21 protein-coding genes and 1 pseudogene are annotated in these 18,436 nt (G+C 70.1%); 8 read left to right on the top strand and 14 right to left on the bottom strand.

Annotated elements, in window-relative coordinates:
- Positions 1-9: 9 nt before the first annotated feature.
- From ACWDSL_RS10975 to ACWDSL_RS10965, 3 genes are all read right to left on the bottom strand, one after another.
- Positions 10-1,701 (bottom strand): helix-turn-helix domain-containing protein, encoded by a 1,692-nt coding sequence (locus ACWDSL_RS10975; protein WP_450483912.1) that lies wholly within the window; start codon positions 1,699-1,701, stop codon positions 10-12.
- Between the two features lie 70 nt (positions 1,702-1,771).
- Positions 1,772-1,954 (bottom strand): DUF485 domain-containing protein, encoded by a 183-nt coding sequence (locus ACWDSL_RS10970; RefSeq protein ID WP_450483910.1) that lies wholly within the window; start codon positions 1,952-1,954, stop codon positions 1,772-1,774.
- Positions 1,955-2,165: 211 nt separating this feature from the next.
- Complete coding sequence (locus tag ACWDSL_RS10965; RefSeq protein WP_450483909.1) at positions 2,166-3,056, bottom strand: DMT family transporter; 891 nt, start codon at positions 3,054-3,056, stop codon at positions 2,166-2,168.
- Between the two features lie 56 nt (positions 3,057-3,112).
- Between ACWDSL_RS10965 and ACWDSL_RS10960 the strand changes: the two are divergent.
- Positions 3,113-5,122, top strand: a pseudogene (locus ACWDSL_RS10960) (FAD binding domain-containing protein); the annotation flags it as partial.
- 255 nt (positions 5,123-5,377) lie between these two features.
- Here the strand turns inward: ACWDSL_RS10960 and ACWDSL_RS10955 are convergent.
- The 3 genes from ACWDSL_RS10955 to ACWDSL_RS10945 form a co-directional block, all read right to left on the bottom strand.
- On the bottom strand, positions 5,378-5,794 hold the full coding sequence (locus ACWDSL_RS10955) for a (2Fe-2S)-binding protein (protein WP_450483962.1): 417 nt from the start codon (positions 5,792-5,794) through the stop codon (positions 5,378-5,380).
- A gap of 41 nt (positions 5,795-5,835) precedes the next feature.
- Positions 5,836-6,246: a hypothetical protein gene (locus ACWDSL_RS10950; RefSeq protein WP_450483907.1), complete on the bottom strand. Its 411-nt coding sequence runs from the start codon at positions 6,244-6,246 to the stop codon at positions 5,836-5,838.
- A gap of 90 nt (positions 6,247-6,336) precedes the next feature.
- The gene (locus tag ACWDSL_RS10945) at positions 6,337-7,002 is read right to left on the bottom strand and encodes an O-methyltransferase (protein WP_450483905.1); all 666 of its coding nucleotides are present in this window, start codon (positions 7,000-7,002) and stop codon (positions 6,337-6,339) included.
- 86 nt (positions 7,003-7,088) lie between these two features.
- Between ACWDSL_RS10945 and ACWDSL_RS10940 the strand changes: the two genes are divergently transcribed.
- The gene (locus tag ACWDSL_RS10940; protein WP_450483903.1) at positions 7,089-7,733 is read left to right on the top strand and encodes a TetR/AcrR family transcriptional regulator; all 645 of its coding nucleotides are present in this window, start codon (positions 7,089-7,091) and stop codon (positions 7,731-7,733) included.
- A 13-nt stretch (positions 7,734-7,746) separates the two neighbouring features.
- Here the strand turns inward: ACWDSL_RS10940 and ACWDSL_RS10935 are convergent, their stop codons facing one another.
- Positions 7,747-8,391: a dihydrofolate reductase family protein gene (locus tag ACWDSL_RS10935; protein WP_450483901.1), complete on the bottom strand. Its 645-nt coding sequence runs from the start codon at positions 8,389-8,391 to the stop codon at positions 7,747-7,749.
- 107 nt (positions 8,392-8,498) lie between these two features.
- On the opposite strand from ACWDSL_RS10935, the gene ACWDSL_RS10930 reads away from it, so the two are divergent.
- Positions 8,499-8,906, top strand: a complete 408-nt coding sequence (locus tag ACWDSL_RS10930; protein WP_450483899.1) for an Imm7 family immunity protein — start codon at positions 8,499-8,501, stop codon at positions 8,904-8,906.
- A gap of 65 nt (positions 8,907-8,971) precedes the next feature.
- Here the strand turns inward: ACWDSL_RS10930 and ACWDSL_RS10925 are convergent, their stop codons facing one another.
- Together ACWDSL_RS10925 and ACWDSL_RS10920 are read right to left on the bottom strand one after the other, a co-directional pair.
- Positions 8,972-9,508, bottom strand: coding sequence for a GNAT family N-acetyltransferase (locus ACWDSL_RS10925; protein WP_450483897.1), 537 nt, complete (start codon positions 9,506-9,508; stop codon positions 8,972-8,974).
- A gap of 40 nt (positions 9,509-9,548) precedes the next feature.
- On the bottom strand, positions 9,549-10,550 hold the full coding sequence (locus tag ACWDSL_RS10920) for a helix-turn-helix transcriptional regulator (RefSeq protein WP_450483895.1): 1,002 nt from the start codon (positions 10,548-10,550) through the stop codon (positions 9,549-9,551).
- Positions 10,551-10,684: 134 nt separating this feature from the next.
- Here ACWDSL_RS10920 and ACWDSL_RS10915 point away from each other — a divergent pair, with 134 nt between their 5' ends.
- Positions 10,685-11,146, top strand: a complete 462-nt coding sequence (locus tag ACWDSL_RS10915; protein WP_450483893.1) for a VOC family protein — start codon at positions 10,685-10,687, stop codon at positions 11,144-11,146.
- Between the two features lie 20 nt (positions 11,147-11,166).
- Here the strand turns inward: ACWDSL_RS10915 and ACWDSL_RS10910 are convergent, their stop codons facing one another.
- The 4 genes from ACWDSL_RS10910 to ACWDSL_RS10895 all read right to left on the bottom strand — a co-directional run bounded on the left by ACWDSL_RS10910 (position 11,167) and on the right by ACWDSL_RS10895 (position 14,404).
- Positions 11,167-11,649, bottom strand: a complete 483-nt coding sequence (locus ACWDSL_RS10910; protein WP_450483891.1) for a hypothetical protein — start codon at positions 11,647-11,649, stop codon at positions 11,167-11,169.
- On the bottom strand, positions 11,639-12,469 hold the full coding sequence (locus tag ACWDSL_RS10905; protein WP_450483889.1) for an SGNH/GDSL hydrolase family protein: 831 nt from the start codon (positions 12,467-12,469) through the stop codon (positions 11,639-11,641). Before ACWDSL_RS10905 ends, ACWDSL_RS10910 begins: the two co-directional genes overlap by 11 nt.
- The gene (locus ACWDSL_RS10900; protein WP_450483887.1) at positions 12,456-13,025 is read right to left on the bottom strand and encodes a PadR family transcriptional regulator; all 570 of its coding nucleotides are present in this window, start codon (positions 13,023-13,025) and stop codon (positions 12,456-12,458) included. Before ACWDSL_RS10900 ends, ACWDSL_RS10905 begins: the two co-directional genes overlap by 14 nt.
- A 146-nt stretch (positions 13,026-13,171) precedes the next feature.
- A complete protein-coding gene (locus tag ACWDSL_RS10895) occupies positions 13,172-14,404 on the bottom strand; it encodes an MFS transporter (protein ID WP_450483885.1) in 1,233 nt (410 codons plus the stop codon).
- 354 nt (positions 14,405-14,758) lie between these two features.
- Here ACWDSL_RS10895 and ACWDSL_RS10890 point away from each other — a divergent pair, with 354 nt between their 5' ends.
- On the top strand, positions 14,759-15,178 hold the full coding sequence (locus ACWDSL_RS10890) for a YciI family protein (protein WP_450483883.1): 420 nt from the start codon (positions 14,759-14,761) through the stop codon (positions 15,176-15,178).
- Positions 15,175-16,320 carry an RNA polymerase sigma factor gene (locus tag ACWDSL_RS10885; RefSeq protein WP_450483881.1) on the top strand — a complete coding sequence of 382 codons (1,146 nt, stop codon included), beginning with the start codon at positions 15,175-15,177 and terminating at the stop codon, positions 16,318-16,320. Before ACWDSL_RS10890 ends, ACWDSL_RS10885 begins: the two co-directional genes overlap by 4 nt.
- A gap of 206 nt (positions 16,321-16,526) precedes the next feature.
- On the opposite strand, the gene ACWDSL_RS10880 is transcribed toward ACWDSL_RS10885, so the two are convergent.
- A complete protein-coding gene (locus ACWDSL_RS10880) occupies positions 16,527-17,552 on the bottom strand; it encodes an alcohol dehydrogenase (RefSeq protein ID WP_450483879.1) in 1,026 nt (341 codons plus the stop codon).
- A gap of 196 nt (positions 17,553-17,748) precedes the next feature.
- On the opposite strand from ACWDSL_RS10880, the gene ACWDSL_RS10875 reads away from it, so the two are divergent.
- Both ACWDSL_RS10875 and ACWDSL_RS10870 read left to right on the top strand, forming a co-directional pair.
- Positions 17,749-17,931, top strand: coding sequence for a hypothetical protein (locus ACWDSL_RS10875; RefSeq protein ID WP_450483877.1), 183 nt, complete (start codon positions 17,749-17,751; stop codon positions 17,929-17,931).
- A 9-nt stretch (positions 17,932-17,940) separates the two neighbouring features.
- Positions 17,941-18,390, top strand: a complete 450-nt coding sequence (locus ACWDSL_RS10870; RefSeq protein WP_450483875.1) for a hypothetical protein — start codon at positions 17,941-17,943, stop codon at positions 18,388-18,390.
- The last annotated feature ends 46 nt before the right edge of the window (positions 18,391-18,436 follow it).

The following is an 18,436-nucleotide window of genomic DNA, read 5'->3' as shown; positions in this document are numbered from 1 at the left end:
CGGAGATGTTCAAAGAGGCTGTGTGAGATGTGCTGTGTCGCCGACATCGGCCGCCGCGAGTGCGGCGGTGAGCTGCAGCAGCGAATCGGGCTGGGCCACATTGACGTCGAGCAGGTCTTCGATGCGTTTGAGCCGCAGACCCACGGTGTTCGGGTGCACGAACAACGCTTCGGCGGTGCGGGCGGTGCTGAGCTCATGGGCCAGATAGGTGCGCAGGGTGTGCAGCAGCCGGGTGCCGCGTCTGCGGTCGTAGTCGAGGATCGGGGAGAGCGTACGATCCGCGAAGCGCAGCAGCTCGGACGGGTCTTCCAGTTGCAGAAGAAGGCCATGCACCCCCAGATCGCCGAGTTCCACCGTCCGGTCACGGCCGCCGCGTAGCCGGGTGAGCGTCAGCGTGCCTCGCGCGGTGCGGAACGCGGCGGGGTAACCGGCCAGGTCGGCGCACGGCCGGGAGACGGCCACCGTCACCGTGACCGGCGCCGTGCGCGCGACGGCCCCGCGGATGGCGTCGGCGGCCGCCACCGTCCCGGGCGCGACCGTGCCCGGCGCGACCTCCGCGCGCGTCGGCGCCGAGCCCTGGGCGGAACCGTCGACGGCCGGCACGTCAAGAGGCCACAGCACGACGACGTCATCGCCGTGGCGGGCGGCCAGGGGGCGAGGGCTCTGCCCGGATGCCACCGCGTGGACGGCCGACAGCACCTGACGCTGTGCGTCGATCCGCCGGTGCGGGTCGGGTTCGGGGGTGCTGTCGGCCCGGACGACGAGCACGGCGTGCGGGCGGTGCAGATCGTGGCCGAGCCGGCCGGCCCGGGCGACAATGGTGGCCAGGGCCGCGGGCGACTGGGCGAGCAGGTCGGTCAGCAACTCGCCGCGCAGCCGCCACTCCACCTCGACGGCCGTGCGCCCCCGGAGCATCTCGAGGGCGGCGACCACGGCCGCGTGCTCGATGGCCCGGCGGCCGAGCGGCCCCAGCTCCGCCGACTCACCGGGGATCCACATCCGTGCGACGACATCCTTGTCGAGCACCACCGGGGACGTCACCCACGGCCTCCCGGCAGCGCCCGCGCGCACCTCGACGGTCCCGGTGCCCGGGTCGTGGGTGATCGACTGGCGCAGTGTCGCGATGTGCTCGATCCCGTCGAACCGGTCGCAGGGCACGGCACCGTCGGGACCAGCGGCGGCCAGCGCGCTCCCGTACGGGTCCTCGAAGAGCACCGGCCGGCCGAGCAGCGCGGCCAGGGCCCGAGCGACCCCGTCGACCCCCTCGCCGCGCAGGGCCACCTCGGTCAGCTGGCGATGGATGTCTCCCGTCCGCTGCAGCAATGCGTGCTGCTCGCGCAGCGAGTCGTTGAGCTGCCGCAGTTCACCGATGGTGCGCCGCCCCCTCTCCCGGAGCCGGGCCGTCTCGATCGCGATGGCGGCCTGATTCGCCAGGGTGGTGAGCAGTTCCTGCTCGTCGTCGGAGAAGCGGTGCACCTCGGCCCGGTAGCAGGTGAGAGTGCCGAGGCAGGAGCCGGTGGTCGTCAACGGTACGGCGATGATCGAGCGGTAGCCCTGTTCATCGGCGACGCCGCCCCACGCGTAGTCGGTCTCGGCGGAGATGTCGCTCAGCGCGACTGCCCGGCCCGTCCGGAACGCCCGGCTGGAAGGCGCCTCTCCGGGGTGTCCCGACCCGATGCGTACGGGGTGCTGGGCGTTCACCCCCGCGATGTGATGGCGACGGTCGCGACGACAAACGCCGCGAACAGCGCGATGGACAGGGCGCGGTGGCTCACAGCACACCCTCCCGCGACCGTCCGGCCATCGCATGTGGCCGGTAGGCCACCACCGCCATGGTGGTGAGATAGCCGCCGACGAACACGACGACGGCCGGCCAGACGAAACGGCGGTGTCGCCGCTCCAGTTCGGTGAGCTGTGACTCAGCGGAATCGATCGGCTTCGGGGGGCTCGACATGACGCTCTCCTGACACGAGGTGGTGCAAAGGCGCAGGAGCGGGCCGACGGCCTCGGGCTCCTGGGCACCTCAGGGTGAGCGACGTGTTGTCCGTACGCCATGTCGTGTCCCCCAGCGTGAGCAGCGAAGACTGTGGCCTCCCACAGGAGATCTTGGGCCGGGCCGACGCACACTGGCATGCGTGACCACATTCGGTAGCCGCGTCGTTCCGTCACATGCGTGCGGTGGCGGGCTGCTCCTCCTGCCGCAGTGGCTTCTCATCCGGGTCGACACACTTGGCGAGGCACCGGGTGCGGGAGAGGGCGAAGACGCCGTAGCAGAGCAGGGCGACACCGAACAACGTGGGCAGGAGCCACAGCCCCAGCCGCGGCGACTCCGCGAAGAGCGTGACACCGAGGCAGAAGCTGACCGTGGCGTCCCCGAGTGTGAGGGCCGGCTGGGACGCGATCAGTGGGCCTCCTTGCATGGCGTATCCCAGCAGGAGGATGGAGAGCGATCCGACGGCCGCGAAACCGTAGGTCTGCCAGGCGCGGAAGAATCCCGCCACTCCCTCGTCGCTGAGAATGCCCATGGCGGATTTGACCAATGCCGCGGTGAGCGCGTTGCCGATGGCGGCCGCGGTCGCCAGACAAGCCGCCCGCGCCAGGCCAGGCGGGCGCCGCAGCCCCGCCAGAACGAGTACGGTCCCGGCCCCGCCGACGCCGGCGAGCGTCGGCACCCACCAGATTCCCGGCACCTGGGTGCGCCCTCCGGAAGGGAAGACGGAGAACAGAGTGATGGCCAGGCCCACAAAGATGCACACCACGCAGAACCACGCCTTGCGCGACACCCGCACCCGGAAGACCGCGCTGCCGACCAGGAGAGCCAGCGGAAGCTCGAGGACGAAAACGGGCTGGACCGCCGCCAGCGTCCCCGCGTTCAAGGCCAGAGCCTGGAAGAGCGCGGCGAAGACGACCCCCAGAATGCCCCCGAGCCAGACCGGGCTGCGCAGCAGCTGCCGGATGAGACCGAGCCGGGCCGGGGAGCTGGGCACCCGCAACGCCGCACTTCGCTGCAGCACGGTTCCCACCGCGTTGCTGCCGGCAGCCAGCACGGCAAACATGACCGCCACAATCATCCGGCTCGGACCACTTCTTCCAGGTTCTGCGTTGCACGCCGATGGGTCTTGGGTGTTTTCCACCATGCCACCTCCTCGGCAGGAGTTTCCAACGCTGGGTGCGGGACGCGCGTGCTCGTCGTACGGTCCTGACCGCGCGCAGGGCGGCCCTGGTGTGTACGTTGAGGCCGTGGACGCGCAGCGCCGCTCCGGGGCCGGTCAAGGAGCACGACATGGCTGTACACGGTGATATCCGCGCTGGAGTCGTCGACGTTCACGCGCACTGGCTGCCGCGCGAACTGCTCGCCCTCCCGCCCGGGAATCCGCTCGGCGGCATGAACGACCGAGGTGGCGCACTGTTCCTCGGTGACATTCCCCTGTCGTTCCCGACCGCGGCGATGACCGACATCGACACGATCGTCACCGACACGCGCAAAGCGGGACTCGGCGTGCGCGTCATCTCGGCACCGCCCTTCGCCTTTCCCGCCCACGCGCCGTCCAAGGCGGATGACTACGTGGCCGCCTACAACCAGCAGCTCGCCGACGCCGTGTCCAACACCGACGGAACGCTGGTCGGGCTCGGTCTGGTGCGGTTGGATGAGGTGGCCGCGGCCCGGCGGGAGCTGACGCGGCTCGCCGAGGCGGAAGGCGTCGCCGGCATCGCCGTCCCGCCCGTGGTCCGTGGCCGGTCCTACGACGGCGGCGTCCTGCGGGAGGTGCTCGGCGTGGCCGCCGAGCTGGGCCTGTCCGTGCTGATGCACCCCATGCAGCTGCCGCGCCCGGAATAAGACCACCACTACCTGGTCAACCTGATCGGCAATCCGGTGGAGACGACGACCGCCGTGGCCTCGCTCCTCCTGGGTGGCGTTCTGGAGGACCTGCCCGACCTGCGCATCTGCTGTGTGCACGGCGGGGGCTGCGCACCGTCGCTGATCGGGAGGTGGGACCACGGGTGGCGGTCCCGCGACGACGTACGCCGGGGCAGTACCCGGTCACCCGCCGAGTCCTTCAGGCTGCTGTACTTCGACACGATCACCCACGATCCTCAGGTGCTGAGACTGCTGCGCGCCCACGCCTCACCCGACCGGATCCTCTGCGGCAGCGACTACCCCTTCGACATGGCGCAGCCCGACGCCCGAGGCCGACGTCAGCAAGCGCGAGGAAGGCAGTCGATGCAGTCGAGGAAAGCGTTCAAGGCCCTGATCGTCGGCGGGTCTGTCGGAGGCCTCGCAGCCGCGCACGAGATGCGGGCCGCGGGCGCCGAAGTCGCCGTATACGAGCGTTCCGCGGGCAAGATGGAGGCCCGCGGCGCCGGGGTCGTCATGCAGCCCGAGGTGGAGGCACTTCTGGTCCGCCTGGGCATGTCCGCACGATCGGTGAGCGTGGAGCTGCGGGAGCGCCAGCAGCTCCATCGGGGCGGCAACGCCACCCGGTACGAGGCTCCTCAGCTGATGACCGCGTGGGACACCCTCTACCGGGCGCTGCGCGAGCCCCTTTCCGGGGTGTGCTACCGGCTGGACAGCGCGCTGAGGCGGGTACGAGTCGACGGTTCCGAGGTCACCGGCGAATTCGCGGATGGGTATACGGCTCAGGGCAACTTCCTGGTGGGCGCCGACGGGATCGGCTCGGCGACGCGTGGGCTGCTCGATCCGGGGCGTCGCCCCGCCTATGCCGGCTATGTGGCCTGGCGAGGCTTGGAGCCGGAGTCGTCGCTGCCCGCCGATCTGCTGGAGCTGCTGGCGGGCCGGTTCACGTTTTTCGGCGCGGACGGTCTGCAGATGCTGTGCTACCTCGTCCCTGGCCCCGACGGTGAGCTGACGGAGGGCTCCCGGCGCGTCAACTGGGTGTGGTACATGAACGTGGCCGAGCGCGATCTGCCCAGGTTGCTGGCGGGCCGGTCCGGAAAGACGTTCACGGCCTTCGTACCGCCCGGGGAGACGCTGCCGGAGACCGTCGCACAGCTCGCCACCACGGCGGACACCTCGCTTCCGGAGCGGTTCGCCGAGCTCGTACGGCGCTCCGAGGTCTTTATGCAGCCCGTCTTCGACCTGTCGCCGCACCGGATGATCGCCGACCATGTGGCGTTGATCGGCGACGCCGCCGGAACGGTCCGTCCCCACACCGCCTCGGGACCTCGAAGGCGTTCGCCGACGCGGCCGGGCTCGCGGCGGCCCTGCGCGGCTGGACACCCGGCCAGGACCTGCCGGCCGGACGGCTCGCGGACTGGGAACGGGAACGGCTCTCCCACCTGGACGCTCTGTCGCGTGCCGGGATCGATTTGGCCAACCGGTCAGCACTGGGGACGGCGAACGGCCGCCGCTTCTTCGTCAGCGCGCGGCCCGCATGATGGCACGCCGGATGGGCTCGTAGCCGGTGCACCGGCAGATGTTGGATTCGACCAGGCCGTGTACGCGCTCCGGGTCGTCGCCGATCGTCGGGTCGGCCTCCAGGGCGCCTGCCGCCACCATGAGAAAACCGGGTGTGCAGAAGCCGCACTGCAGGGCGTGTTCGGCGGAGAAGGCCCGCTGGAGCGGATGGGGCTCGCCATCGGGTCCGGCCAGGCCTTCCACGGTGCGTACCGAGCTGCCGTCGCACTGGACGGCCAGCATGAGGCAGGACCGGACGGCCTCGCCGTCCACCAGTACGGTGCAGGCCCCGCAGACGCCGTGCTCGCAGCCGAGGTGGGTGCCGGTCAGCCGGCAGTCCTCGCGCAGTACGTCGGCCAGAACGCGCCGCGGCTCCACATCGAGCGGGTAGGCCTGGCCGTTGACCGTGAGTGTGATCTTCACCGGGGTACTCCTTCCGCCGCTTGGCGCAGTGTCCGGCCGACGACCACCGCGACGGCCTCACCGGGATAGCGCACCCGGTCCTTGACCAGCACCGGCCACTCCCGGCCCGCCACCGCCTCTTCCGTCGACAACCTGGCGAGCAGGGTGTGCGGCACCGGGGGCAGATCCTGGAGGTCGGCTGCCGCCTGCCGACAGGGCGGCAGCTCCGAAAGATCGGCAGCGGACCAGGCCCCCGCCACGCCCGCCACCTGACGGGCGGCGGAACAGTCCACCGTACGCAGCACACCGTGGGCCACGTCGCTCCGTACGAACACGGCGTCCAAGCACCCCGGCACCGCCATGTCGGCGACGTACCGGCCCCGGCCGGTGAGCAGCCGCTCGTCCTCACGCCTTGTCCAGTGCCCCATCGAGACCTCCGGAGACCAGCTGGTCGCTTCAGGCTAAGGCCGCGGCTGCCGTTCGTCGTGTCGACCTTGGACGGCGGTGTGCGGGCGGTTTCAGAGGCGGCAGCTGATCTCCATGCCGTCCTCGACGGGGAAGGTCACGTTCTGGTAGCCGTGCGCGGGGTCGCGTACGTAGTCGAGATACGGCCGCAGCGGCCCGTCGCCCTCGCCCTGGTCGATGTCGTCGGCCACGACGAGTGTGCCCGGCCGCAGACGTGGTTCGAGCAGTTGCAGCACGGGCAGGCACAGGTCCTTCCAGCCGTCGAGCAGGACGAGGTCCACGGGGCCTTCGAGAGCGGCCAGGGTCTCCCGGGCGTCGCCCTCGAGCACGGTGATCAGATCGTCCAGCCCGGTCTCGGCGAAGGTCCGGCGGGCCATGGCGATCTTCTCCTCGCTCATTTCCGTGGTGATGACGCGCCCGGTGCCGTTGTCGCGTACGGCGGCGGCCAGATGGAGCGTGGAGATGCCGAAGGACATGCCGAACTCCACGACCGTGGCCGGGCGGACGGCACGGACCAGGTTGTAGAGCAGCTTCCCGCCCTCGGCGGATATCGGCATGTAGATCCCGGCCGCGGCGTCGGCGAGTTCCTGCGGGGGCCTCGAAAGCGCCAGCTCCGACCCGAGGCGCGCGGCGGTGGTCTCGTCCTGTTCGGCCAGCTCGAACATCCGGCTGATGGCGGCCTCGACGCGGGGCTCGGCAAGGGTGTGAGTGAATGTCATGGACGCTAGAGTAGACGCAACGGTGAGTCTTGTCTAGGGAGGGTGGCGCGGCACGAGCACTGGATATGCTGATCACGGGAGGCGAGATGGCACGCGCGACACACACCGCCGAGGCGAGCGACACCGGCCGACCGGCGCCGCGTCACCACGGCAATCGGCACGGACGCAGTGAGCAGGCCCGGCAGGCGGTGCTGAACGCGGCCGACGACCTGCTCGTGGAGAAGGGCTTCGCGGGCGTCACGATGGAGGGCATCGCCACGCGGGCAGGTGTCGCCAAGCAGACCATCTACCGCTGGTGGAGCACCAAGACCGACGTCCTCATGGACGCCTTCCTCCAGGACGTGGCCGAAGACCTCACCGTGCACGACTCCGGTGACATCGCCCTCGACCTACGCGGCTATCTGCGCCGACTGGCCTGGTTCCTCAGCGAGTCCGACCCCGGCGCCGTCTTCAAGGCCCTGATCGCGCAGGCGCAGCACGATCAGGCCTTCGCCCAGGACTTCCGGTCCAGATACCTCGACGAGCAGCGCCGCCGTGACCGCCACCCGCTGGAACGTGCCCTGGAGCGGGGGGAGTTGCCGTCCGGGCTGGATCTGGCGGCCGAGACCGACCAGCTGATGGGCCCCGTCTACTACCGGGTGCTGGTGACCGGCGAGCCCGTCGGCGAGGAGTTCACCGACCGGCTCGTCGACGCCTTCCTCCGCCGCCACGGGCTGACGGCGGAGAACTGATCCCCCGGCCTCGTCACCTCCGCCAGAACAGGTGGTGCGTCACGCCGCTCGGGCTGGGCACGACCTCGAGGTGGAATCGGTCGAGCAGTTCATCGGGTGACTGCCAGAGCCGTAGCCCGGATCCGAGCCGCACGGGGGAGACCACCACATGCATGGTGTCGACGAGGTCGGCGTCAAGGAATTGGCGGACGGTGGTGACCCCGCCGCCGAGCCGGACGTCCTTGCCCTGCGCCGCCTCCCGCGCTTGCTCGAGGACGGTGGCCGGGTCGCCGTCGACGAAGTGGAAGGTGGTGTCGGACAGCGTGAACGAAGGGCGCTTGTGGTGGGTCATGACGAACACCGGGGTGTGGAACGGGGGCTCCTCACCCCACCAGCCGCGCCACTCGTGGTCGTGCCACGGCCCGCGCTGGGGCCCGAACTTGTTGCGGCCCATGATCTCGGCGCCGATGTTGCGTGCGAAATCCCGTGTGAAGTAGTCGTCGAGGCCCCGGCTCCCACCGGGGTCGGTGCGCATGGGCCAGCTCGCCGTGGCACCGGCCCAGGCGAACAGCCTCCCAGGATCGACGTGGCCGAACGGATTCTCGAGGCTCTGGTCCTCACCGGCGCCGATTCCATCACTCGAGACAGTGAAGTTCTGCACTCTCAGCAACTGAGCCACCTGTTCCTCCTGTGGTGTCGACAACGGTGGTGAGACTCCCCGGGCAGAGAAAACTCATCGCTGCGTCCGCGACCGGCCGGAAATCGGGCTACCACTAGCATCGAGTCATGTTCGAGTACCACGGGTGGATCACGGTGAGAGTGAGCGCCACCGTCGATGACGAGGAGGAGGAAGAGGGCGGGCTGACCGAGATCGTCGACGGCCTTCGACGGCGCATCGAGCAAGCTGTCGACCCGTACCTGCTCGATCTGAGGTGGATGAACGGGGAGCCGTTCGTCCACCTGGGCGGAAACGCCAATCACCGGTCCGGTGCGGAGGATGTCATCGAGCTGTTCGCGCACGTGGGCGCTGTGGCGCCGGGGTCTTATGGGCTTCTCCATATCCGCGACGACGAAGCGCGCGGGCATGAGAACGACATGCGGGTGCTCAGGCTGGTCCGCGGCGTGGTTTCAGAGCACACCGAGCCGCTGCTCTCACCGTGCATCCCCACGCTCGAAGATCCGTTCATCGCATAGAGCAACGCTGGGAGCCGTCGTGAGAGCCGTCATCACGAGCGCCCGGACCAGCCGTTCTCGCCCCCTCAGGCCCCCAGTGTGGTGCGCACCATGAAGACGTCGATCGGGTCCTCGGCCTCCACGACGAAACCGTGGCGCTCATAGAGCCGACGCGCAGCACTGCCCTGCAAGACGTTCAAACCCACGCTCACACCCTGTGCGTCGGTCCGCTCCAGCACCGTACGCAGGACAGCGGAGCCGAGCCCTCGGCCCTGCCAGTGCGGAGCAAGGTAGAAATGCTCCAGCCACTGCATTGCTTCGGTGGTCCGGCTGCCTTCGGCGGGCCGGACCGTGACGCACCCCGCAAGTTCACCGTCGACCGTGATGATCGACGTGTGCCGCGCGGAGAAGGAATCCCGCAGCCGCTGTCGCACCCGGTGCTCGTCGTAGCGTCCGAGGCGTTCCAAATCCGCGCGCATGACCGTGGCCCGCAACTCCGCGATGGCCTCGATGTCCGCCGCCACCCCGGAACGCAGCATCCAGCCCGTGGTGTGCGTCGAAGTGATCCGCGCGGGCGCCGCTATGCCCGACCGTGTTCCGTTCCCCGTCATCCCCGCGTCCATGACCGGAAGTATCTCAGGCCACCTGCCCTGAACAGGCACATCACGACTCCGCCGGGTCCGGCACCGGTGAGATCGCTGCACCGGCCGACAGCAGTCTCTCCGCCAACGCGCGACAGCGCTTCCCGAGTTCTGGAGGGTCGAGTACGTCGAATTCGTGCCCCAGCAGGAGCACATGCATCAGCACGAAGTCGAGGCCGGCGGCGCCACTGAGCACTTCGCAGCGTCCGCTCCCGCGCGACCGTACGACGGCCGCCGACGCCGGAATCTGCGCGCGCACCGTATCGGCCGACGCGTGCACGAGGAAGCGGGCCTGATGCGGGTAGACCCGGCTCGCCACGCCCTCCTGCACATACGTCGCCGCGTCGGGCGCCGCGCGCGGGCGGAAGCGCCAGGTCCGTGCGGATACGGCGGTCATCCGGTCGACGCGGAAACTGCGCCAGTCGTCGCGTTCGAGATCGTACGCGAGGAGGTACCAGCGCCGGTCGGAGGCGACCAGGCGGTAGGGCTCGACCCGCCGCCGGCGTACCTCGCCCCCGGACGGATAGCCGAAGTCGGCCTCGACCTCGTCACGGCAGGCTCTGGCCAGCGTCATGAGCACCACGGGGTCGACCGGCGTGGTGCCTCCGCCGCCGAAGGACTCAACCGAGCCGGAGAGCGCGCGCACCTCGTGCCGCAGCCGGGTGGGCAGCACCCGGTCGAGCTTGGTCAGCGCCCGGAGTGCGGCGTCCCCGGCGCCGACGACCGCGCCACCCGCGCCGGCGAGCAGCGAGACCGCGGTGGCGATCGCCTCTTCGTCGTCGAGCAGCAACGGTGGCAGGTCCTGCCCCGGGCCGAGTTGGTAGCCGCCGCCGACACCCTGAGTGGCCTGCACCGGATAGCCGAGCGCACGCAGCCGCTCGACGTCGCGCCGCACCGTGCGCGGTGTGACCCCGAGCCGTTCGGCGAGCTCGGGTCCTGTCCAGACCCGGCGCTGCTGCAACAGCCCGAGCAGGGTGAGCACCCGCTCCGTCGTACCGCGTTCGTCTCGGCATGCCACGTCCATGTGGCCCACCCTGCCAGATAGCGGACCGATTCCGTCCGCTAGGGGTGTCAGGGTGGCTCCATGGACGCAGACGCAATCTGCCTGCTGTGCGACCTCTGCCAGCGCACAAACGCCGCTACGAACGGAGCAACCCGATGAGCCGCCACCTTCAGATCACCTTCGACGCCCACGACCCGCGGGCGCTGTCGGCCTTCTGGCGCGACGTACTGGGCTACGTCCACCCGGGCCCGCCCGGAGTCGACCTGCCCGAGGACGCCGACCCGCTGGCCGCGTGGGACGACTTCCTCGCCCGGGTCGGCGTACCGGAGGAGGAGCGCAACCTCCGATCGGCCATCGAGGACCCGGACGGACCCGGCCCACGGCTGTTCTTCCAGCAGGTGCCGGAGGGCAAGACCGCCAAGAACCGTGTGCATCTCGACGTCCGTGCGGCTCCCGGGCTGCAGGGGGAAGAGCGGATGGCGGCGCTGGAGACCGAGTGCGACCGGCTCGTCGCGCTGGGAGCGACACGGATGCGTCGCCACGAGCCCGCGCCTCCGATGAGCGCCGGCTTCATCGTGATGACCGACCCTGAGAGCAACGAGTTCTGCCTGGACTGACGCGCGAGGGGGCTGCCGGCTCACCCGAGCGGCGGGGAGGCGGGCTCGACCTCGAGGTACCGGCGGCCGCGTGGCCCCCGGTACTCCAGGGCCTCCCAGCCCAGCCGGCCCAGCACGGCCACGCAGCCCCTCAACTCGTCCTGAGCCGAGTACGCGGCGCCGCTTCCTGACGGACCCAGCCACTCGACCCGCACGATGCCCGCCTGCTCGGTCGCGCTGACGCAATATCCGGTAGCGACGCGGCGCCCCTGTGAGTCGGTGGCAGACGGTGAAATGCCGGCGGCCTCCAGAGCGAGGGCCACGGCGCGCATCGGCTGGCGCCGTTCCCATTCAGCGGGCACACGATCAGAGGTGTTCATCAGCCGCCGGATCTGCAGCAATCCCTCGAACGCCGCCCGCACCGCGGCTTCCCGTCCCCGGCCGCTCTCCGACGGCAGCGGCCCCGAGCCGGTAGCCACCTCGAACCCGGCAGACGCCCGGCCGACGTCGTCCTCACCCGCCATCCACTGCCCCCTTCGGACTCCGACGTGCTCGTACACTCCCACCGGGCCCGTCAAGGGGCAGGAGCTCGGGGCGCTTTGCGGTCCGGCCGTCGCCGGAGGATCGACCGCGCAAACGGCGTCCGAGCCAGGGGCCGAGGAACCCGGCCGCCCAGCGCAGTTCGGCCGCCGCGGCTTGCCGGCCCCTGGGCACCGAGTGTGGCGGCAGGGGGCGAGTCCACGTGTCGTCGCTTCCGGGGAGATGGACGGCTTCGGCGAGAGCCGCGGCGATCCGCTCGTGGCCCAGCGGACTGGCGTGGAGTCGGTCCGCGCTCCACAGCCGTGGGTCGGTGGCTACGGCATGCCGCCCGGTGTCGGCGACCGTGACCCCGTGGCGGGCGGCCGCGGCGCGGATATGGGTGTTGAGGCCGAACACCCGGGACCTGAGGGGCCGGGCAAGGGGCGCGATCTTCCCCACGTCGGGGAAGGTCAGTGTCACCACCTGGGCCCCGGCGGCGGTGAGCGCGGCGAACATCTCTTCCAGGTGGCCGGCCACCTCCGCGGCGTCGAACCGGGGCCGGAGCAGGTCGTTGACCCCGGCGACGACGGTGGCCAGGTCGGGGCGCAGGGCCAGGGCGGGGCCCAGCTGTTCGGCGCGGACCTGGCGGGCGACACGTCCCCGTACGGCCAGATTGGCGTAATGGAGGCCGGGGTTGACGGCTGTGAGGTGCTCGGCGAACCGGTCGGCGAAGCCACGTAGGCCGACCGTGTCGTCCCCGTCGCCCAGCCCTTCGGTCTGGCTGTCGCCCAGGGCGACGTAGCGCAGGTATTCACCGCTTGGCATCAGTCGTCTGCCTCTCCCGCAGTACAGCTGTGATCCGTAGGCACCAGTCCCGGTGGCCCTGCTCAAAGGCCAGGCCGCGCAGACACGTCAGGTACGGTCCGATCCGCGCACCTCGGCGCAGGAACTCCTCTTCGTCCGTGTCGCCGCGCAGCTGCCGCAGCAGATTGCCGAGAAGTTCGATCTTGGCCTCGGCCGCGGCTGCCCGCTCTTCGAGCTGCTCGATCACTGACGCGGTGCCGATCCGGTCGGCGACCTGGACCTTGACCAGCAGGTCGTCGCGGATGAACGAGGGCTTCGATGCGGCCGCGGCGAACTGTTCCAGCTCGGCGCGGCCGGCGTCGGTGACATGGAACAGGCGCTTGTTGGGCCGGGTCTCCTGGACCACCTGTCGGCCCGCGACCAGCCCTTCCTTCTCCAGCTTGGTCAGCTCGGCGTACAGCTGCTGGGGCAGGGCATGCCAGAAGTTCGCGACGCCGACGTCGAACGCCTTCGACAGCTGGTATCCGCTGTATTCGCCGTCCAGCAGCGCCGCCAGGACGGCGTGTCGCAAGGCCATCGAAGCAGCTCCTTCCCTCTCCTCGATCCGGTACCGCATCATACTCAAGAAAATGATTAGTCATATCCATGAGTAGGTGTCGCATGCTTTCGTGCGCCGACGTGGAGAAGCACGATCTGGCGGGATTGGGCGGCCTGTTCACGCGCTCACCGGTTTCTGCGCCGGGTCAGTAGCAGCAAGCAGGCCACGGCGCCGACTGCCACGGTGGCGAGTCCTGAGCCGCCGAGTGTCGCCCGCGGGCCCAGCGCCGCGGTGAGCGGTCCGCCGATCGCGGTGCCGAGCGGTGAGGCGGTGAGCAGTGCCGCGCTGCGGGCTGCGAGCATCGCGGCCAGGTGTTGGGGTGGCGACTTCGCCTGCATGAGTGTCACCGAGAGCGCGACGAACGGCCCGTAGACCGCACCGCCGATCGCGAAGCACACGACGGTGACGGCCGTCGGCACGTCGAACCCGAACGGCAGCAGCGACAGCCCCCAGCCGACCACGATGCCCACCGTCACAGGCCACAGCGGCAACTGCCGCAGCGCGCCGGCCGCGAGCCCGCCGAGCAGCGCACCGATGCCGAACAGCATCCAGTAGAGGCCGAGCAGCGTGCCCGGTGCGTGCAGGTCGTTCGTCACATGGAGCGGCAGGGCGACCTCGACCGGGCCGTACAGCAGATTGAAGAACCAGGTGAGTGTCAGCAGCCCGAGCAGCTCAGGATGGGATCGCAGCAACGCGAGACCGCCGCGGGCGGCCGCCTGGTCGACGGTGGAGACCTCCGCTTCCCCCGACTCCGGCAGCCGGGTGCGCGCGATGAGCACGGCGAGGAAGAGGTAGGTGAGAGCGTCCAGGCCGAGCACGAGCGCGGAGCTGACGTACGTCACCAGAACACCGGCGATCGCCGGCCCGGCGATCGTGGCAGCGAAGTTGAGCGAGCTGACGAGGGTGTTCGCGGCGAGCCGCTGCTCGTCGGGCAGCAGCTCGGCCAGCAGCGTGTACTTGCCCGCGCTGCCCCACGCATGCAGCAGAGAGGACACCGCGAGCACCACGACGTACAGCGGCGGGGTGAGCAGCCCCGCGAGCCAGGCGAGCGGTACGACGCCGAGGAACACGGCGCGCACCGTGTTGTCGGCGAGCAGCAGCCGTCTGGCCGGCACCCGCCGCAGGCGGCGACCGAACACCAGCGCGCCGACCACGCCCGGCAACGTGTAGGCGGCCACCGCGCCGCCGACCCACAGCCCGGTGGCGCCTTGCGGTGCGAGCTCGATGGCGAGCCACGCCACCGCGACGAAGCTCATCCCGTCCCCGAGGTACGAGACCGCGAAGCCGAGGATCAGCCGCCGGAACACCCGGTTGGCGAGCACTGGACGGTATGCGGAGGGAATGAGGCGTCCGAACATCGAGGGAACTTTGTGAAGGCGCACCTGGGATCGGTCTCGTCTCACCTGTCCGCCACTGCCGCGGTCGCGGATGTCTCAGCGCCGCTCCTGGATTGGGCGTCCCCGGGATCGTCCGGGCGATGGTGCGGGAGGGCCCTCGTGTGAATGGTGATGTCCATGGCAGTCACGCTAACTAAGGCCGAGGCGACGTACTCCGGCTCGGTACCCGGCGCTACCCGCACCTGGCAACCTTTACCTGGGCTCATCCATGAGAGCCCAAAAAATTCGGACGGCGATGTCGAGAACCCGTGACCGGCTCCGTCCCCGCAATGAACGCGACCACAATGGGTCGCATCAGCACCGAGGAGAACCACGATGGCCAAGTACCTGCTGCTGAAGCACTACCGCGGCGCCCCGGCTCCGGTCAACGACGTGCCGATGGACCAGTGGACGCCGGAGGAGATCTCGGCGCATGTGCAGTACATGAACGACTTCGCGGCCCGGCTGGAGAAGACCGGCGAGTTCGTCGGCGGTCAGGCGCTCGCGCCCGAGGGGGCGTGGGTCCGCTACGACGGTGAGGGGCGCCCGCCGGTCACCGACGGACCGTTCGCGGAGACCAAGGACCTCATCGCCGGCTGGATGATCATCGACGTCGACAGCTACGAGCGCGCCGTCGAGCTGGCCGGCGAGCTGTCGGCGGCCCCTGGGGCGGGCGGGAAGCCGATCCACGAGTGGCTCGAGGTGCGCCCGTTCCTGGCCGCGCAGCCCACCATCACGGAGTGCTTTCATCAATGAACGAGGCCCTGCTTCGGAGCCTCACGCCGAGCGTGCTCGGGATCCTCGTCCGCCGCGGAGCCGACTTCGCGGCGGCCGAGGACGCCGTGCAGGACGCGCTGGTCGAGGCGGTCCGCGTCTGGCCGGCCGACCTGCCGCGGGACCCGAAGGGCTGGCTGGTCACCGTGGCCTGGCGCCGGTTCCTCGACGCGAGGCGGGCGGACGCCGCCCGCCGCCGGCGTGAGGACCTCGTCGACGAGGAGCCGGAGCCCGGGCCCCCGCCCGCCGTGGACGACACGCTCCAGCTGTACTTCCTGTGCGCCCATCCGTCGCTGACGCCGTCGTCCGCGGTCGCGCTCACGCTGCGCGCCGTCGGCGGGCTGACCACCCGCCAGATCGCCCAGGCCTACCTGGTGCCCGAGGCCACCATGGCGCAGCGCATCAGCCGGGCCAAGCGCACCGTTTCCGGCGTGCGGTTCGATCAGCCCGGCGATGTCGCCACCGTGCTGCGCGTCCTCTACCTGGTCTTCAACGAGGGCTACTCCGGCGACGTCGACCTCGCAGCCGAAGCCATCCGGCTCACCCGGCAGCTCGCGGCCGCGATCGACCATCCCGAGGTGGCGGGGCTGCTCGCCCTCATGCTGCTCCACCATGCCCGGCGCGCCACCCGGACCGCGCCCGACGGCAGCCTGGTGCCGCTCGCCGAGCAGGACCGCGGCCGGTGGGACACCGAGTCGATCGCCGAGGGCATCGGGATCCTTCAGGCGGCTCTCGCCCGCGACCGGCTGGGCGAGTTCCAGGCCCAGGCCGCCATCGCGGCGCTCCACGCCGACGCGCTCACCGCCGAGGAGACCGACTGGGTGCAGATCGTCGAGTGGTACGACGAGCTCGCGGCCCTGACCGACAGCCCGGTCGTCCGCCTCAACCGCGCGGTCGCCGTCGGCGAGGCCGATGGACCCCGCGCCGGGCTGGCGGCGCTCGCCGCGCTGGACGCCTCACTGCCTCGCCACGCCGCGGCGTCGGCGTACCTCCACGAGCGCGACGGGGACCTGGCGACGGCGGCCCGGCTGTACGTCGAGGCGGCCCAGAAGGCACCCAACCTCGCCGAGCGCGACCACCTGACGCGCCAGGCCGCCCGGCTCAACGCCCGCCGGTGCCGCTGACGGCGTCGATGCCGATACGGTGCCAACGCCGGTCGAACGTTTTCTGCGCGTACTGGCTTACGCCGAGCACCGCCCACACGGGGCACCACCCGCACACCGGTATCGGTGACGGACTCTCATCGACGCCCTCCAGCCACTGCTCGACAAGGCGGGCGTGGCTGCCGCGGAGAGGTAGTACGCGATCGAGCCGTACCGGCTGACGGGCGTCAGCCGACCGTGAGCACCATCCGGAAGCGCGCCTTGCCGGCAAGCATCTTCTGGTACGCCTCGTCCGCACGGTCCAGCGGCACGGGCTCGGTCATCGGGCGGATGTCGTGCAGGGCGCTGAACGCCATCGTGTCCTCCACGTCCTGCGAGGTGCCGGACGGGTGGCCCCGGACGACGTGAGCGTCCATGAGGATCTGGGCCGGGCTGATGCCCATCGGTGTGGTGTCCGCGCCGATGACCACCAGCTCCCCGCGTGGGGTCAGGCCGTCCACGGTGGCTGTGATCGCCTCGGAGCTCCCCGCGGTGGCCAGGACGACCTTGGCGCCGCCCAGGGACTGCAGCGCATCGGCGACCGGAGTGCCCGAGGTGCTGTCGATGTAGTGATGGGCGCCGAGCTGCCTGGCGAAGTCGGCCTTCTCGGAGCCGCGGGCGATCCCCACGGTCTCGAAGCCCATCGCGACCGCGTACTGCACTCCGAGATGCCCGAGGCCGCCGAGGCCGAGCACCGCGACCATGTCCCCGGGGCGGCCGGAGCTGCGCCGCAGCCCGTTGAAGACGGTCACGCCCGCGCAGGCCATCGGCCCCGCGTCGCCCGGCGCCAGTCCGTCGGGGATGCGGGCCAGGGCGTCGACGGGCGCGATCACCTTCGCGGCGAATCCTCCGTCGTACGCCCACCCCGGGACCTTCAGATTCCGGCAGACGATGAAGTCGCCCTTCCGGCAGGGCGTGCAATGACCACAGCTGCCCCCGAACCAGCCGACCGCGACCCGGTCACCGACCTGCCATCCACGGTCCTGAGTGCCTTCACCCAGCTCCTCGATGTGTCCGGCGATCTCGTGTCCGGGCACCTCGGGGAACGATACGCCCGGTAGCCCACCGCTCACGAAAAGTGCGTCGGAGTGGCAGATGCCGCATGCCTCCACGGCGATCCTGACCTGGCCGAAATCCGGCTGTGACACCTCCCGCTCGGCGAGTTCGAATGTGCCGTTCGGGGCAGTCACCTGCATGACTCGATAGGTACTCATTCTCGGCGCTCCTCGGGAAAGTCGTCGCCGTACATCGGCAGGTCGCTCAGGGATTGATTCCGGGAAGCTCCCTCCTCGATCACGTCCCAGTGTTCCATCAGAAGGCCACCCTCGCTGCGCGTCCGGGTCGGGTGGCCCGTGGCAGGTTGAAGGCGCCGGTCAGTGGGAACCCAGTGGTCGATATAGGAGACCACCAATGACCACATTCGCGCCTGTACCCGATTTCGCTCTGGGCCCTGAGATCCCGGAATCCGGTTATGTCGTCACTGACCTGGGCGGTGGTGTTCACGGCATCACTCAAGGGATGGTCAACACGATGTTCCTGGTGACCAAGAATGGCGTCGTCCTCGTGGACGCCCCGCTGGCGCCCACGAGATGACCGCCAGGTTTGTTCGTCTATCTCCCGGAACAGAAGACCATGGCGGCGATCGACAGCTTCACCATCAAGAACGCCCCGTTCTTCCGCCTCGTCTTCTCCGCCCATGTGCCCGCGTACTTCGAGGCCATGGATCAATTGCTGGAGTACGACTTCGAGACCATCGTGACCGGTCATATGTCCCTGTACGGAACTCCGGAGGACGTGCAGACGAACCGCGAGTACATACGCGATCTGCGAACCTCCGCTGCCGAGGCGGTGCGGACGGTAGACCTGAAAGAGGCCGCGGCCGCCGCCAACGTGCCGGGGAACAATCGGCAGGCGGAGCTCAAGGTCTGGATGGACGCGGTCGTCGCTCGCGCGGCAGAGATGATGCCGTCCTGGGAGAAGCGCCTCGGAGGGACCGACATCTTCCTCACCGACAACCTCAACGCCACCGCATGGAGCGTGTTCATCGACTAGGCAGCCGCGGTGGACTGGTTGCGCACTCAGGAACACACGACTCGCC

The organism is Streptomyces sp. NPDC000941 (genome assembly GCF_053599555.1).
This window is presented reverse-complemented; position numbering and strand designations above follow the sequence as displayed.